Here is a 16,699-nt window from a genome sequence, read left to right as displayed (position 1 = left end):
GGCGGGGCCAGCGGGTCGTTCCGTTCGGCGGCGGGGTCGGCGGGGTCGGGGCGCATGAGGCTGAGCGGGTAGTGCTCGACGAGTTCCCCGACGTCGCCCTCGGAGCGGATGCGCAGCAGGCGTCGGCCGGAGACCCCGCGCCAGGTGCGGTGCGCGGCCCGCTTCACCCAGGCCGAGGCGCCCGTGCCGGTCCTCGGTTCGCGGGTGTCGGTGACCTCCAGGGTCAGCCGCATCCGGTAGCGGGTGACGTACTCGCCGTGTGCCTGGGTCGTCGTCGCGGTGGCGATCCGCACGCTGCCCTCGGACCGGTTCTGGGCGGCGGTCTGCTGGGTGGAGCCGACCTCCGCGTACGTCGGTCCGGCCATCCGCACGGTGTCGTTGCCGGTGTGCGCGCCCTGGGAGACGGTGGTGCCGATGCTGGCGCCGGAGGCGCGGCCGCGGCCCTCCTGCGTGGTCTCCGCGGCGCTGCGGTGCTCCTCGAACTCCACGCTGTGCCCGAGACCGCCGAAGCCGCTGCCCTCCGGAGCGGTCCTGTCGACGGGCACCTTCACCGGGATCAGCTCGGCGCGCGCCCGCACCTTGCGGCTGCCGACCCACAGGTTGGCGGTCGACGAACCCCAACGGCCCACGCGCGCCGGCACGGAGGAGCTGCCGCCGGTCATCTCCTTGCCGAGCGCGCGCACGACGCGTTCCGACATCAGCCGGTGCACCGTGTCCCGGTCGCTGCCCGTCAGTCCGAGCGGCCTCAACTGCCGGTCGAAGTCGTTCAGTACGGCCGCGGTGTCGAGCGCGGTGAGCGGGAAACTGCCGAACGGGTTGTCCAGGAGCCAGGGTTGGGGCGACCACCGGCGCCGGGTGTAGAGCGGTATGTCGCCCCAGCGGTCCCGGAGCAGTCCCATCCGGTAGGCGCTCTTCTCCGGGACGTGCCCGACCCAGCCGTCATTGACGAGGACGCGCCGCCCGGACGCGCCCGCGAGCCAGCGGGGCAACCGCCGTACGCCCGTGGCGCGTTCGCCGACGAGGGTGGAGGTGGCGGCGATCTCGTGGTCGACGTCTGCGGTGACGAGGACCTGCAGGCCCTGGTCCTTGCGGTTGATCTCGGCGAGCGCGGTCCGGGAGACGGCCCGGAAGCGGGACTTGTCGAGGCGGTACGGGCTGGCGACGAGGCCGTAGTTGCCGGTGGTCCCGGTGCTGGTGTCGTGCGAGTGGAGGTAGACGAGCTGGCCGCCGAAGAACAGTGTGCTGGTGCTGGTGGTGCGTCCCGAGGCCTGGGTGGCGCCGCCGATGGTCGTCTCCGCCTCGATCGGGATCGCGCCCGTCACGGCGGTGAGGCTCCCGGGGCGCAGTCGGCTGCGGTGGGCGAGGACCGAGGAGCGGTCCAGGTAGGGGGCCTTCGCCCACAGCCCGGAGGCACGCCAGCCGGTCGGGGCGGACGACTGGTCGAAGTTCGCGGTCAGGAACTGGCTCTGGAACACGCGCAGTGCCGCGTCGTGCACGGGGGCGCCCTGGTGGGTCAGCATCCAGGAGTTGCCCGACGACTCCTTGAGGACGTCCTCGGCGGCCCGGCCCAGGGCAGGGTCCGCGACGACCGCGAGGGTCAGGTACGGGTGGCGCCGGTACTCCTCACGGCCCCGGCGGCCCGCCCGCTCGAACAGGCCGCGCCTGGCCAGCGCCAGGTCCCGCGCGACCCGCCCGGTGCTCGGGAGAGGCACACCGTGCAGAGGGTGGTGCGGGCGCGAGGTGTCGCGGGCGGGCGTGTGCTCGACGGGCACGCCGAGCAGCACACGCCCGACGGAGGGCCGCTTGATGTCCGGCCCGGAGCCGGCCGGGCCGATGAGGTTCTTCTCCCGCTCGGTGAAGACGAACGGCCGCGTGCCGAGCAGGTTGAGGAAGAGGACACCGCGCAGCAGCCCGCGGAAGCGGCTGAAGCCGCCGCGCCGGGCGGTGAGGGTGACCTCGTAGCTGTACAGGTGGGTGCCCTTGGTGCCGATCGACATGGCCTCATGCGTGGCGGCGGCCCCGTAACCGCTCTCCGAATCGGTACGGCCCCCCCAGCGCACGCCGAGCGAACCGGTGCCCGCGTGCAGCGGGCCGCGCGCCTCGTCGGTCGCCGCGTCCCTCAGCGACAACAGCCCCTCCGCACCGACGTGCGCACCGCGCCCGCTGCTCTGCCGCCCTCCGAGGTTCTCGCTGCCGGGTGCGCTGAACCGCAGCCGCATGTCTTTCTGCGTGCCCTCGAAACGCCGGTCGGACAGGGCCGCGTCCACCCACACATAGCGGTGCGCGCGAGTGGCACGGCGGGAGTCGACCAGGGAGATCCGCAGCCCCGAGGTCATCATCGTCTCCAGATTGCCCGCCATGCTGTGGAAGGCGAGGGTGTTGAGCACCTCCAGGGTGTTGGAGACCGCCATCTGGAAGTGGTCGGCGTTGCGCCAGCGGGGATTGGCGGGATCGAGTTCGGACAGGGGCGCGACTAGGTCCGGGTAGGCCCGCGCGACCTCTCCGAGAACCTGGTCGCCGAAATGGTCGAGGAACGTGCGGTCCTCACCGTCGATGTTCCGTACGTAGGAGCCGTCGGCGAACGTGAACTCCTCGACCCTGCTCATACCGAGGGTGGGCGGCGAGTCCTGGGTGAGGTACGGCGGCACCCTCGGCGGGGTGCCGGGCGCGGGGCTCGCCTCCCCCGCGAGACGGCGGGCCTCGGTGCGGGTGAGCCGTTCCACGGCCCACGTCTGGAACGTCTGGGTCCGCGGTGCCTGGCTCCAGGTCCGCGGCGGGTTCTTGCGCAGCTTGCCCGGCGTCGAACTCGCCTCGTCGCGCCTGCGGTTCGGCAGCGGTGCCTTGGTGTCGGGCGGTGCCGTGACCGTGACGGTCTTCTGGACCAGATAGAGGCCCGTGGGGTCGCCCTTGGCCTGACCGGCCGACTTCACGGCGCCGGTTCCGCCGGTGACTGAGGCACGGTTGTGGGAGGCGCCGTAACGGAAGTTGAGGCCTGCGAGCAGGCGCAGGTCGAACTTGCCCCGGTCGAGACCGAGAAGCTGGAAGGCGGGTCCGAGGGCACCGCCGACGTCGACGCCCGAGGACCTGCCGGTGGTCCGCTCGTTGCGGACCGTCGTCTGGGAGATGTCCCGGAGTTCGGCGGCGGTGGTCTCGCTGATGAGGACGGCCTCGCCGGGCTCCACCCGGACCGAGAAGACACCGAGCGGTTCACGCCCCGCGTCGTCCTTGAACAGTGGCGGCGACGTGACCGTCCCGGCCGCCATCACCCGGCCCATGCGGTGGAACCCGTCCGTGGAGAAGAACGAGCTGATCTGCTTGCCCGCCATGCTGTCCGTGTCCGTACCGACCTGCTGGAGCGCCCAGTCCCGGATGTGGGCGACGGGACCGAAGCTCTCCGTGTTCATCATGCGGTAGTTGGAGCCGTGGTCGAGCCGCATCCGCGGCGGCAGCCGGTCGGCCGGCGGCTTGGGGTGGGTGAGGCTGTCGGCGATGCGCACGAACAGCCCGTCCCTGACGGCGAATCCGAAGGCGACCTGAGCACGCGTGCCGGACCTGGGCCCGATCGCCTTGCCAGTTCGGTCCACGGGACGTCCGGCCGGATCGGTGACCTTGAACTCGTACCAGACGTCGTCGAGATGGGCGTGCGAGCCGTCGGTGGTGCGGGTCTCGTTCTGGTTCACGACGAGGTTCTGCATGTTGTACTCGACCCGCTTGGTCCAGGAGAACTGCGCGAACACCCGTCCCCAGGGCGCGAACAGCGTCCTCACGGGTCCCAGCGGCGCGGTCGGCGCGAGGGAGGTCGACGTGCTGTTCACCGCGACCCGGCCGGTGAGAGCGGTGTTCCGCTGCATCGTGTCGATCTTCACGGGGTTGGCGTAGCCGAAGGTGAACCTCTCCCACTGCCCGTACGGCCGGGCCGTGACCGTGAGCACCCGCGACTTGCCGTCCACCGTGCGGTAGTTGAACTGCTGCCCGTCCCCGAAGAAACCGCTCGGGTTGTGTACGAGGGCATGTCGTACGTCGTCCAGGAGCCCGTCGCCGGCACGGTTGCCGCCGGGGCGCGCGGGACGGGGGCGGACGCCGGGCGGCTGCCGCAGGTTGAGGTCGAGCTGCTCCACGACACGGTCGGCGCCGCGCAGGACACGGTCCCCCTGGCCGAGGGTGTAGGAGCGGCGCAGCAGATTGCGCGGCAGCCCGCGCAGCAACTCGCCGATGCCGCCCATGTAGACGGGCAGTTTCGCGCCGTCGGTGAACTTCGCGGGTCCGCCACCGCTGTACGGCGCGGGCGGCAGGTCCAGGTCGACGCGCGGCGGCCGACGGAAGTCCAGATCGTGCACCACCCAGGTCGGCCCCGGCGGGGCGGGCTTCTTGGGCGGCGGTGCGGTGAACTCGGCCTCGGCGTCCTCGTCGATGGGTTCGAGCGGAGGGGTACGGCGGTTCGGCGGGGCACTCTTGCGGGGCGGGCGCGGCCGAAGGGGCTTCTCCGGGGGTACGTCCGAACCACGCGGAGGCACCGAAGTCGACTTGTCGTCAGCGGACTTGGCCGGCTCGTCGACCGGTACCTCCGTGATCGTGGTCGTCGAATCCGTCGTGCCGTCGGTCGTCGAATTGGACGTCATAGACGTCGTCGCGACGAGAGGTGTCCCCGTGCCCAGGGTGACCACGGGCTGCGGAACGTCGGAGGACTCCTCGGGCTTGGGAGCACCGCCGCGCAGCCGCTGCGGCAGCCCGAGGCCCTTGCGGAGACGGTCGGCGAGCGCGGTCGCCTCGGCGCGCGTCCCTCCCGTGGCGAGCACGTCGGCGACCTGGCGTACGGCGCTTCGGTTCGACTCGACCGCGTGCCGGGAGTCCGCGAGCACGGGGTGCAGTTCCAGGGGCAGCACGAGCGCGGTGGCGGTGTCCCACGACTGGCGTGCGCTGTCCGGAGCCGACCCTGGCGTGCTCAGCGCGAAGTCCGAGAACGCGTCGTCCCACAGGCGCCTGCTCGCCGTGGCGGCGGCGGTGTCGAGGTGCCCGGACCACGGACCGGGTTGCAGCATCAGCGCCTTGGCCTGCTGCAAGGGTGTGAGTCCGGTGTCCAGCAGGGACAATCTGCCGCTCCCCATGACTGCCTGGGTCTGCTGCTCGACGGTGAGGGCGGCTCCGGTGGAGGACAGGGCGGCTACGTCCACGTCGACATCGCCGGTCGTCAGGTCGGCGGCGGAGAAGTCGTGGGGCAGGTCGTCCTCGGTCAACTGCGAGGCGATCCAGTGCCGTTGGGCGTCGGAGCGGTTCACCACGGGGACGATGGCGGAGGGCCGCGGCGACGAGTCGGACCCGAGGTCCAGGGCGGCGTCGGCGTGGGAACCCGGCACCTCACCCAGTGCGCGCAGCCGCGTCTCCGCCCGCGAGAGACCCGCCTGCGCCTGCCGCACCCTGTCGTCCGCGTCGTGCAGCGCGGTGCCGTCACGGCTTGCGCCCTCGCCGGTCGCGACCCGCACGCGGAACCGTTCGGCGGTGTCGACCGCGTGCTGCAACGACCGTACGGCGTCGGCGTGGGCGTCGTGGGCTGCGCCGACGAACGAGGCAGGGTGGGGGACGGTGCCGGGGTCCGAGTCGGTGGCGTCCGTTGTCGGTGGAGCCACGGCCTTTCCCTTGCCGGTGCCCGTGTCGTTGCCCGAACTCCCCTGGACAGGACCGCCGTTGTGGGTGGCCGCAGGAGGAACGGTGGCCCCGACACTGGGCGTCACGGGAGCCGATGTCACCGCGGGCGACGGGAAGTCCGTGGCTGGCGGCTCGACAACAGGGCCCAGGGTCGGGGGCGGGGCGACCCGAGTCGTTCCGACCGGCTCCACCTCGGGGTCGTTCAAGTCGTGCGTCTGCGGCGGGGGTTCGGTTCCGTTGCCGCTACTGCCATGTGTCACAACGGGCGGTGCGGAAGCGACACTGCCGCCGCTGACGGTCGGGACGGCCGGCGGGATGGGTTGCACGGAAGTCCCAACCACTGGCGGAACAAACGGCGTTGAAGCCTTCGTCGACGTGTCGGTGTGGATGCCGGTGCCGGTGCCGGTGTCCGCGCCCTGGCCCGTATTCGGATCGACGTCCACGGGCGTGTTCGGGCCGCCTCCCGCACCGGACTTGGCGCCGCCCTTACCCGGGCCCGTGTTCTGACCAACGTTGCCGGCGTCACCGTTCCCGATGTCGGAGACCGCCGTGGAGATCGTCGGCGGATTCCCCAAGTTCTTCAGCCAGTCGGCACTGTTGGTGACCCCGTGCTCGGCTCCCGCCTCGAACCGCTCGCTCAGGCCCGACCCGACGAACGTCTGCCAGCTCGGCGTGAAGTCACCGAAGAACGCGCCCATCACGAGGGACTCGGCCAGCGTCTCGGACGCGCCGTCCGCGACGAACTCACCGCTCTGGTCGAGCACCTTGGCGGAGAAGCTCTCGTCGCCGTGGGGTGTCGGCGTCGGCGTCACATGCGGGGTGACCGTGGGGGTCGTCTTGGGGACATGGGTCCCGGGTCCCGGCGTAGGACCGGGCTTCGGCTTGTTCGTCAGGTTCAGGTCGGTGTCGTTCAGCTTCGGTGGCTTCGCCCCGCCCACGTTGATGTCGTCGAACTTCTTCCCCAGGTCACCGATGTTCTTGAAGTTGTTCGTGAGGTTCTTCATCGTCTTGGTGAGGATCGGCGCGAGGAACCCCGCGACGGCACCGAACGCGGCGCTGAGACCGATGTCGCCCCAGTCGATCGACTTCGGCCGTTGCCCGTCGGGTGCGCCCACCATCATGGCCAACCGGACCGCGAGCGTCATGAAGGCCTCCTCGGCGGCCTCCAGGAAGCTCGGCACCAGATGCGTGCGGCGCGAGAGTTCGAGCAGCACCTCCAGGATGAACACACGGCTGCGGGCACGTGCCACCGCCGCCTCACTGGCGCTGGCACCGCCGGTGAAGAAGGACATCACCGCGAGGATCGCGAGCTCGATGAACAGACGGACGAGTTCGGCGATGATGTTCCACTTCGCCTCACGGATCTGCATGGCGATGTTGACCTGGTTCTTGGTCACCTTGTCCAGGTCGGCCTCGAACTCGTCGAGATACGGCAGTACTTGGTTGATCGCCCCGATGAACTGGTCGGCGGTTCCCTTGGGGAGGCCCTCCCCCACGGCCACCACCGCTTGTTTCGCCCGTGCCTTGAGCGCGCCGACGTGCTGGTGGAGCTGGTCGAACGACCGGCTGGTGTCGTAGGCGTGGTCCTCGTTGGCCTCCAGGAAATTTTCCCCGATGAGGATGAAGAACAGCCAGTTGAGCTTGGGCGGGACGACGATGGCCACGTTACGGTCGGCTCCCGGTCCGCCCCTGTTGTTCGTGGATGGCGTCGATGATCCCGCCCTGGGTGGTGCGGATCGAGCGGAGGTTGTCGAGAGTGCCGTCGCCCACGGCCGAGATACCGGCGGCTATGGCGTCGATGGTGGCGAGGACGGAGTCGCGGGTCTGGACGAACTCCTTCCGGAGCTGCCGCCCGTAGCTGTCGTTGCCGGTCCAGCTGGTGTCGGCCAGGGCGGCATGGGCCGACGCGCCGACGTCGTTGGCGTAACTGCCGAGATCCTTGATGACGCGGGTGCCGCCCAGGATGGCTTCGGGGTTCGATGTGTAGGACGGGCCGGTCATCGGGTGCCTCCGTCCTCTTCGTCGTCGGCGATCTCGTCGTGCAGCCGGGTGCGTGCGGCGGACCTGGCGGAGCTGCTCGGGGCAGGGGCGGACGGGCCCGCGAAACGGGCCCAGTCGATGTCGAGTCCGGCGAGTTCGGGCACCTGCGGGCCGGGGGCGCCGAGCGGCCCGAAGTGGCGGGCCGCCTCGCGCCGTGCCTGTGCGCGGCCCTCTTCGACCGCCCCGATGATCGCCGCGCTCAGTTCCGCGCTCGACATCTCACGGAACTTGGCCCCCAGGAACCGCAGGTCGCTCAGTTCGCCCCGGGGTCCGACGGTGACCTCGACGTAGCCGTCCTTGGAGACCGTGGCCGCGGAGAAGTCCCCCATGTCGGCTTCCGCTCGTGCCGCGTCCCGCTCGGCTGCCGCCAGTTCGGCTCTGGCCCGGGACAAGCGTCGCTCCAGCTGTTCCGCGTAACCGTCCGGGCCGGACTCGGGCTCCTGGGTCATGCGGCCTCCATCTTCCTCGTACTCCACTCACCGGAGGTGACCACGGCGGGGACCGACGCGAACGCCGGGCCGCCCGTACCGGCGGGGGCCCGCGTCGACAGCGCGGACATGTGCCGGCGGCAGTCACGTCGGCGCGCACTGGAGGTCCCGTCCGTACGCACCCGGGGGCCCGCTTCACTCGCCCTGGGACAGGACGCGCGCGGCTCGGGCCCACAGACGTCCGATCATGGCCGGGCTGGTTGACGTCCGCCCCAACGGCACATGACGCGCAATGAATGAAGACCGCATCTGGATTAACTTCCGCTGCACCAGGGCGACTTGAAGTGGCGATGCATTCGCGGCGGGAGACCCGGCGACGGCCGACCGCAGGAGGAGGGCGATGGCCTGCTGCTCCTTGAGCGGGGTCTCCGTCTCTCACAGATCCACGCGTACTCCCCAGCCCCGTTCGAGCGCCACGTCATAGGCCACCCGGACCGCGGCGACGTCGAGGGCGGCGTGGCCGGTGGACTTGAAGACGGTGAGGGCGTCGGTGTCGCGGCCCCGGCCCGGATGGCCGCCGTCGAGGACGGACCCGAGGAGGGTCACCGGCCGCCCGGGGGCGAGATCCTGGAGTTCGTGGGCGCCCGCCGGTGGTGGCGCGGTGGCCGCGCCGGTCCACTCGGCGAACAGGGCTGCGTCCCGGACGGTGCCGGGGTCCAGTTCGGGCCCCTGGGAGCCGCCGACCGACGAGACATGGACGCCGGGAGCGAGCCACTCGCGTCGGACGACGGACGCGGTGGCGCCGGTGCAGCAGAACACCACCTCGGCCTGGCGTACCGCCTCCTCGATTCCGGCGGCGACCCGCGCGCCGGGATGCAGCGCGGCCACCGCGCCGGCCCGTACCGGATCACGGCCGGCCACCGTCACCTCGGCCTCCGGCAACACCGTCGCGAGCAGCGCGAGTTGGGCGCGGGCCTGGGCACCGGTCCCCACCACCGCCACCCGCCCGAGACCGGGGCGGACGGCCAGGGCCAGCGCGCTCCGGGTGGCGACCGCCGCCGTGCGGACCTCGGTCAGCGCCTCGCCGTCCACGAGCGCCAGCGCCCGCCCGTCGTGTTCGTCGAACAGGGCCACCAGTCCCCGGTGGAAACCGCGTCCGGGATGCCGTGGATCGGCGGTCACGGTCACCAGCTTCGCGGCCAGCCCGAGCCCGGGGACGTAGCCGGGCATCGCACCGAGCAGGCCGGTCGGGGTCAGGGCGGCGATCCGCGGCGGGACGGAGACCTCGTCGCGGGCGATGGAGACCAGGGCCCGGCCCACCGCGTCGAGAACCGCGTCGGGCCGCAGCGCGGCGGCCGTCTGCCGACGGTCGAGCACCAGCAGGCCGCTCACCGGCCGGCCTCCGCCGCGCCGGCGGTCAGGGCCGTCCTCAACTCGTCCGCAGCCGCGCGCAACTCCCGCTCCACCAGGGCCAGTTTCGGCCCGTCGAACTCGGCGTCCGGTCCCACGACCGTCAATGCGCACACCGGTGCGCCGGGGTCGGGCACCACCGCCCGGCTGACGGAGGCCACCAGCTTGTCGTTACGCCCGCGCTCCACCGCGACACCGGTCCGTTCCACCTCGGCCAACTCCCGTGCCACGTGCACCGCTTCCTCGCCGAGTCCGTCCAACCACCTTGCCCTGGCGTCCTGTTCGAGCGCGGCGACCAGGGCCAGCGGCCCGGCGAACCGTCCCACCGGCAGCAGTTCGCCCCGCAGGTGGCTGATCATGGCGAGCCGTTCGGGCCTGACCACGTCGATGACCCTGGCGCCGCCCTCCTCCAGCACCTGGAGGTTGACCATCATCGAGGTCGCGGCGGACAGCTGTTCCAGCACCGGACGGGCCAGCGCGGTCAGCGAGTTGCCCGCGGCCGAGGCGGACATCCGGAGCACGGCGGCGCCGGGCAGATAGCGGTCACCGGCCCGCAGCACCCAGCCCCGCCGGACCAGGTCCAGCAGGATCCGGTAGGCGGTGGCGCGATGCAGGCCCACCTCGGCGGCCAGCTCGGTCAGCCGCACGGGGTGCGGTGCGCGCGAGACGGCCTCGACCAGGTCGAGTGCCTTGTCCACGGCCGACCTGGGCGGTGCCGGGGTACGGGGTGCAACGGGCATGACAGTGGTTCATCCCTCTCGCCTGCGGTGCGGCCACGGAGTAGAGTATCCGCGTTTTCATCACACGATACGGTTGTTACATGGAGCGTAACAACATCACGACCTGCGACCTCTCGTCCTGAAGGTGACCATGACCGATCTGCCCCCGGGTGCCCCGACCCCCTGGGCCGCACCGCCCGCCGGAACCGTCAGGGTCTACCGCGGCGCCACCCTCTTCGACGGCACCGGCGACCGGCCTCGCCCGGACACCACGATCGTCACGGACGGCGCCCGGATCCACGCCGTCGTCGGAGACGGCGACCCCTTGCCCCCGCTCGCGGCCGACGCGCCCCGCGTCGACCTCGACGGCAGATTCGTCGTCCCCGGCCTGATCGACACCCACCAGCACCTGGCCACCCCGCCCGACCGCCCCGTCGCCCAGGCGGTGCTCCGGCGCCTGGTGCACAGCGGGGTCACCGCCGTCCGCGACATGGCCGACGACCTGCGGCAGATCGGCGACCTCGCCCGCGCCACCCTGGTCGGCGAGATCCCCGGCCCCGACCTCCGCTACGCGGCGCTGATGGCCGGCCCCTCCTTTTTCGACGACCCGCGCACCCACGAGGTCTCCCGGGGCGCGACGCCGGGTGCCGTCCCCTGGATGCAGGCCGTCACTCCCGACACCGACCTGACCATCGCCGTCGCCCTGGCCCGTGGCACCCACGCCGCCGCGATCAAGGTCTACGCCGACCTGGACGCCGCGACCGTCGCCACGATCACCACCGAGGCGCACCGCCAGGGCATCGCCGTCTGGGCGCACGCCACCGTCTTCCCGGCCGCGCCCGGCGAGGTCGTCGCCGCGGGCGTGGACAGCGTCTCCCATGTCACCCTGCTCGCCTTCGAGAACCCCACCGAGCCGCTGAGCAGCTACAAGACCAAACCCCCGGTCGACTACGACCGTTTCGCCACGGGCGACGACGCTCAACTGGCCGCGCTCTTCGCCGAGATGCGCCGCCGCGGCACCGTCCTCGACGCGACCGCGTCCATGTGGACCAGCGACGAACTCCGGGGCGACACCGCAGAGTCCGCCGAACGGGCCCGCCGCAACACGGAGTTGGCCGCCGCGGTCACCGCCCAGGCCCACCGCGCCGGAGTCGACGTCAGCACCGGCACGGACTTCGAGGCCGGCCCCGACGACCCGTTCCCCGCCCTCCACGGCGAACTCGCCTTCCTCGTCGACCGTTGCGGCATCCCCGCCGCGGACGTCCTGCGCTCGGCGACCCTGATCGGCGCCAGGGCCGCCGGCACCGAGGCGGACATGGGCAGTGTCGAAGCCGGCAAGCTCGCGAACTTCGCCGTCCTGGACGAGGACCCGCTCCGGGACATGGCCAACCTGCGCACCATCGCCCTCACCGTGAAACGCGGCCGCCGCTTCGACCGCGCCGACTTCGAGAAGGACGCCAAGTGACCACCGCCGCCCACCCGATGATCGTCAACGCGCTGGGGCAGCTCGACAACCCCAACACCCCCGCCGCGAAGGCCGCCGCGACCCAGCTCAACCTCGACAGCGGTCAACTCGCCGTCGACGCCCGGGCGATCGCCGAAGCCCGCGCCTCCGGCCTGACCGCCGTCAACATCACCCTCGGCTACACCATGGGCGACCTGCCGCCGTACGAGCACACGCTGGAGGAGATCGCGGTCTGGGACGGGATCCTCGACGCACACCCTGCCGACCTGCTCAAGGTGCGTACGGCCGACGACATCCGGCGCGCCCACCGCGAGCGGCGGATCGGTGTCATCTACGGCTTCCAGAACGCCGTCGCCGTCGGCGAGGACCCGGCACTCGTCGAAAGCCGCGTCGCCGGGTTCGCGACGGCCGGTGTACGGGTCGTCCAGCTCACCTACAACCAGGCCAACCACCTCGGTGACGGCTCCATGGCCACCGCCAACCGGGGCCTGACCCCGTTCGGCCGCCAGGTCGTCGAAGCCCTCAACGAGCACCACCTGATGGTCGACCTCTCCCACAGCGGGGAAAACACCTGCCTGGACGCCGCCCGGCTCTCCCGGCAGCCCGTGTCGATCAACCACACCGCCTGCCGTGCCCTGGCCGACCTCCCGCGCAACAAGACGGACGAGGAACTCCGCCTGGTCGCGGACCGGGGTGGCTTCGTCGGCATCTACTTCATGCCCTTCCTCAACCCGACCGGCCACGCCACCGCAGCCGATGTCGTCGACCACATCGTGCACGCGGTCGACGTCTGCGGCGAGGACCACGTCGGCATCGGCACCGACGGCAGCGTCACCGCCGTGGACGACCTCGACGCCTACCGCGAGGCTCTCGCCGAACACGTCGCCGCTCGTCAAGCGGCCGGCGTCGGCGCGGCGGGCGAACGGGCCGACACCTACCCCTTCGTCGTGGACCTGCGCGGCGTCGACCAGTTCCGCGACCTGATCCGCCTCCTGGAGAAGCGCGGCTACCGCTCCGGACGCATCGAGAAGATCCTCGGCCGCAACTTCCTCGACTACGCCGGGCGCGTCTGGACGTCCTGAGGGTCCGCTCGCCACCGGCGACCGTATGCCATCGGCGAATTCCGTCGGGCCCACGGTGGAAGCCGGCTCGACGGTCGCGGGCTGCGGCGCCGTCCGCTTCCCGGAGTGTCGATGTCCGCTCGATCGTGATCGAGGCGTGAACCGGACCGCCTCCTCAACCTGGCGGAAATCGCCGTCGATACCCGCTGGCTTGGTGTCCCGCATGCTCCAACGGACACGGACCGTCAGACGCCCGGCCGTCCTGGTGGCAAGTCTGGCCGCCGTTCTCGCCACTGCCTCGGTGCGCGCTGCGGCCGACGACTCCCACGAGGTCGCCCTTCAGCTCCGGGCCCCGTCAGCCGTCCACATGTACAACCCCGACGTGGGCGCCGAGGCCCGAACGACGACTTCGTCGTGCCCGTCGCCGTCACATCCGGCGACGGCGGCCCGGCCCGCAACGTCAAGGTCGTCGTGGACACGTCGGGGCCGACGGGCGTCGCCCGCGCGGGGAAGGGCGGCTACGGGAACTGCACCGGCGAGGGCCGACTTCCTCCGGGCCGAAGAGCGGTTCGACGGACCCTTCGACGACGACCGTGACCAACTGGGGCAGGATCCGGCGCAGTACGGATGCGTGGTCGCTCCAGTCCGGCGCCTGCCAGGTTCGGCGGAGGAGGCCAACGTCCAACTCCGCATTCGGAACATTGAGTTGCGCGAGTTCTTCGCGCTGCCCCAGTGGCACTCGCAGTTGTCCTTGTCGGGGTGGGCCGTCATCCCGTGGAAGGCGGCGGCCAGTATTCATAAATAATGAATTGAGCTAGCGTTGTGCCGCCGAGCCATCGACGGCACCCTGCCGCACACGAACGACGGGTGACCCCATGACCACCGCACCGCAGCGAGGCACCGCGCCCGAGACCACGGACCGACTGGCCATCACCCTGTGGGACTTCAGCTGGTACACCCAGGCCGGACCCGGCGAGCCCTTCGCCGACCTCGACCGCGCCTTCGCCGAGACGGTGGACCGGGGCTTCAACACCGTGCGGATCTGCGCCATGCCCTTCCTGCTGTTCTCCGGACGCGTCAACGCCCCGGAGAGCCTCCAAGTCCGCGGCCTGGGCGCGCAGTTCGGGCAACGCACCCGCTGGTACAACGTCCACGGCGGCTACCCGCTGGACGGCCGCCGACGCCTCGTCGAACTCTTCGAGGCAGCCGCCCGCCACGACTGCAAGGTGATCGTGTCCTCCTGGGAGTACCAGCAGTCCCCCAGCTTCGCCGACACCGACACCTGGCACCGCGCACTGGCCGACGTCCCGGGCCCCGACCGCGCCGAAGCGATGGCCGAATCACTCGCCGCCCTGCTGGACTTCCTCACCGGACGCGGGCTCGCCGACCGCGTCGCCTACGTCGAGGTCCACAACGAGGTCGACAACTGCTCCCTCGTACCGGCCGACGGCAGCACCGGCCACTACGCCAGGCTGCGCGGCCCCCTCGAACGCGCCGTGAAGCTGCTGCAAGCCCGCCACCCCGACATCCCCGTCACCTACTCGCTGGGCGAGCCCTGGCCCGACGAACTCGACGACCTGCCCGACCAGGCCCAGATCGCCCACTTCCACTTCTATGTCTACGGCGTCCTCGGCGCCCTGTACGAAGCGGTCGGACTCGGCCACGGCACCGAAGCCGCACCCGAGACAGCCACCTGGCCCACCCCCGAACTCGCCGCCATGCTGCGCCCCGACGCACCCGCCTTCGCCGACCACCGACCGGACGAACCCTGGCGCCTGGCCGCCACAGGCATCCCCCGCGAACTGTTCTACGCGCACGACTGGGTCGACCCCGACCGCTGGGACCTCTGGCTCTACGAGAACTATCCCGCCCACCGGCAGACCATGCGCGACACCCTGGCGGGGTGGGTCGACGCCGTCGCCGGGTTCGCCCGCCTGCGCGGCATCCCCGCCGTCCTCGGCGAGAGCGTCGTCGGCTACACCCCGCTCCTCACCCGCTTCGAGGAGGACGCCGTCGGCAAGGACATCGCCGAGTTCGTCGTCGACCGCTGCCTCGCGGCAGGCTTCCAGGGTGTCGTCCTGACTTCCAACGCGGCTCCGCACCACCCCATGTGGCACACCGACCGGGACTGGATGCGGCGCGTCAACTCCCGTATCACCGCCGCCTGAACACGACCCCGCAGCAGCCACGAGCACGCCGCAGGCCCTCAGTCGTCTCACGCAGCGGCAAGAGTCGCCGAGCCGCCGCCCGTAAGGGGAAAGATCGCCGGCGGGCCGTCACACAGCACGACCCCCAACTCATCTGCCGCTGAAGGCATTTGACAACACCTCACTGCACGGACCCCACATCGGGCCCACAGGTTCCGTCACATTCCCCATTACGCGACAGGCGCTTCAGAACCGTCACAGCCGACACGGACACCGGGAACACCGCTCCCGTCGCCGCCGCGGTTGAGGTCCGGCACACCGACAACCCGAGCCGCACTGGACCGGTCCGCCCCATCCCGTCCACCGACGAAGGCCCACACACCATGCCGACCCAACCGGCCACCGCCGCTCAGCGCAGCCGAGCTGTCAAGCGGTACCGACCGGACGGCACCACGTACGAGGACAGTCCCGACGTGTGGCCGACGAATCGCACCCCGTCCGCTTCTGACAGCGGCGTTCTTCCTTCACGGACGGCAGCGGCAGCGGCCGCCGGAAGGCGCAGGGTCGCCTCGCTGTTCGCGGGGACAACCGCGATGTACACCAAACGGCCAGGACGGCAGCGCGTCCTGGTGCAACAGCTCGTACACGAGATCCGCGCGGCCCTCGGTCAGGACGGGGACGAGGATGTTGACCGCGCCGAGGCCGAATGCTGGAAGCAGACCTTCGCCCTCTGCTTCGGTGAGGTCAAGGGCGATCCGACCACCCGGCCGGCTCGGCCTGCGCACCGGGGCGCAGCAGCAGCCAGGCTCGCGTTCGCGTCGGCCCCTTCCAGGCATGATCGGTACGGTGGTACCGGGACGACCAGAGGGGCGGCGCGGCTGTGGGCGAGCAGACGGAGATCACGACGGCCAAGGAGGCCGCGGACCACGAACTCATCCTGGCCTTCGGCCGACTGCAGGGCGCGGCCAACCGGCTGGAGTACATCCTCGGCCGGGCGCTGGAGGTGGAGTGCGGCGTGAGCCACCTGATGTTCGAGGTGCTGCTGATCCTCGGCCGGGCCGGCGAGCCGGGGCTCTCCATGCGGGCGATCGCCCAGGAGCAGGTCCTGACCACGGGCGGCGCCACCCGGCTGGTGGACCGCATGGAGACGGCGGGATTCGTGACACGCGCGGACTCCCCCGACGACCGGCGCGGAAAGCTGGTGCGGCTCACGCCGGTGGGCGAGGAAACGGTCGTACGCGCGTCGCACGTCCACCTGGCGAACATCAAGCGGTACCTCGTGGATCCCTTGCCACCGGCGGACCGGAAGCGGTTCGCGGAGGATCTCCGGATCCTCAGTCACTCGGCTCGGGATCTGCTGCCCCGCCTGCCCTGACCTGCGTATTACCGCCACCGTTGGTGTGATGGCGTAGGCGCCCGGACGCCTGTGCCCCACTTCACACCCACCTTGAAATATCTGACGAGTCAGTTACTGTTCTGTCAGATGAATCGCTCGCAACCGGCGAGCGCCACCCTCTGCCGAGGTCCTCGATGAAGCTCGTCTACGTCTTCGACGCCTACTGCGGCTGGTCTCACGGGTTCTCCGGAACGCTGAGCGAGGTCGTCTCCCGCCATCCCGAACTGCCGGTCGAGGTCGTCTCCGGCGGCCTGTTCACCGGATCGCGCCGGGTACCCGTCCGCGAGTTCGGCTACGTCCAAGGGGCGAACGCCAAGATCGCCGAACTGACCGGCGCCGAGTTCGGCGAGTCCTACGAGCGGCTGATCTCCGACGGCTCCTTCGTGATGG

General features: G+C 71.2%; 8 protein-coding genes and 2 pseudogenes. 5 read left to right on the top strand and 5 right to left on the bottom strand.

Annotated features, from left to right (window positions below):
• From JHN45_RS41200 to JHN45_RS41180, 5 genes and pseudogenes are all read right to left on the bottom strand, one after another.
• A pseudogene (locus JHN45_RS41200) lies at positions 1 to 7,307 on the bottom strand (hypothetical protein); the annotation flags it as partial.
• Position 7,308: 1 nt separating this feature from the next.
• The gene (locus tag JHN45_RS41195; RefSeq protein ID WP_200714693.1) at positions 7,309 to 7,644 is read right to left on the bottom strand and encodes a hypothetical protein; all 336 of its coding nucleotides are present in this window, start codon (positions 7,642 to 7,644) and stop codon (positions 7,309 to 7,311) included.
• Positions 7,641 to 8,132 carry a YbaB/EbfC family nucleoid-associated protein gene (locus tag JHN45_RS41190; RefSeq protein WP_200714694.1) on the bottom strand — a complete coding sequence of 164 codons (492 nt, stop codon included), beginning with the start codon at positions 8,130 to 8,132 and terminating at the stop codon, positions 7,641 to 7,643. Before JHN45_RS41190 ends, JHN45_RS41195 begins: the two co-directional genes overlap by 4 nt.
• 414 nt (positions 8,133 to 8,546) lie before the next feature.
• Complete coding sequence (locus JHN45_RS41185; RefSeq protein ID WP_200714695.1) at positions 8,547 to 9,503, bottom strand: ornithine cyclodeaminase family protein; 957 nt, start codon at positions 9,501 to 9,503, stop codon at positions 8,547 to 8,549.
• Positions 9,500 to 10,261, bottom strand: a complete 762-nt coding sequence (locus tag JHN45_RS41180; RefSeq protein ID WP_200714696.1) for an IclR family transcriptional regulator — start codon at positions 10,259 to 10,261, stop codon at positions 9,500 to 9,502. The genes JHN45_RS41185 and JHN45_RS41180 overlap by 4 nt, the downstream gene beginning before the upstream one ends.
• A 130-nt stretch (positions 10,262 to 10,391) precedes the next feature.
• Here JHN45_RS41180 and JHN45_RS41175 point away from each other — a divergent pair, with 130 nt between their 5' ends.
• From JHN45_RS41175 to JHN45_RS41155, 5 genes and pseudogenes are all read left to right on the top strand, one after another.
• Entirely contained in the window at positions 10,392 to 11,705 is a 1,314-nt protein-coding gene (locus JHN45_RS41175) for an amidohydrolase family protein (RefSeq protein ID WP_200714697.1), read from the top strand.
• Positions 11,702 to 12,787 carry a dipeptidase gene (locus JHN45_RS41170; RefSeq protein ID WP_200714698.1) on the top strand — a complete coding sequence of 362 codons (1,086 nt, stop codon included), beginning with the start codon at positions 11,702 to 11,704 and terminating at the stop codon, positions 12,785 to 12,787. Before JHN45_RS41175 ends, JHN45_RS41170 begins: the two co-directional genes overlap by 4 nt.
• An 854-nt stretch (positions 12,788 to 13,641) precedes the next feature.
• Complete coding sequence (locus JHN45_RS41165) at positions 13,642 to 14,934, top strand: cellulase-like family protein (RefSeq protein WP_201054510.1); 1,293 nt, start codon at positions 13,642 to 13,644, stop codon at positions 14,932 to 14,934.
• Between the two features lie 859 nt (positions 14,935 to 15,793).
• Positions 15,794 to 16,288 (top strand): MarR family winged helix-turn-helix transcriptional regulator, encoded by a 495-nt coding sequence (locus JHN45_RS41160; RefSeq protein WP_201054509.1) that lies wholly within the window; start codon positions 15,794 to 15,796, stop codon positions 16,286 to 16,288.
• 155 nt (positions 16,289 to 16,443) lie between these two features.
• A pseudogene (locus JHN45_RS41155) lies at positions 16,444 to 16,699 on the top strand (DsbA family protein); the annotation flags it as partial.

This window comes from Streptomyces sp. MBT53, from assembly GCF_016654115.1.
Lineage (GTDB): Bacteria > Actinomycetota > Actinomycetes > Streptomycetales > Streptomycetaceae > Streptomyces.
Note: the sequence above shows the minus strand (reverse complement) of the source record. Positions and strands in the feature narration are given on the sequence as shown.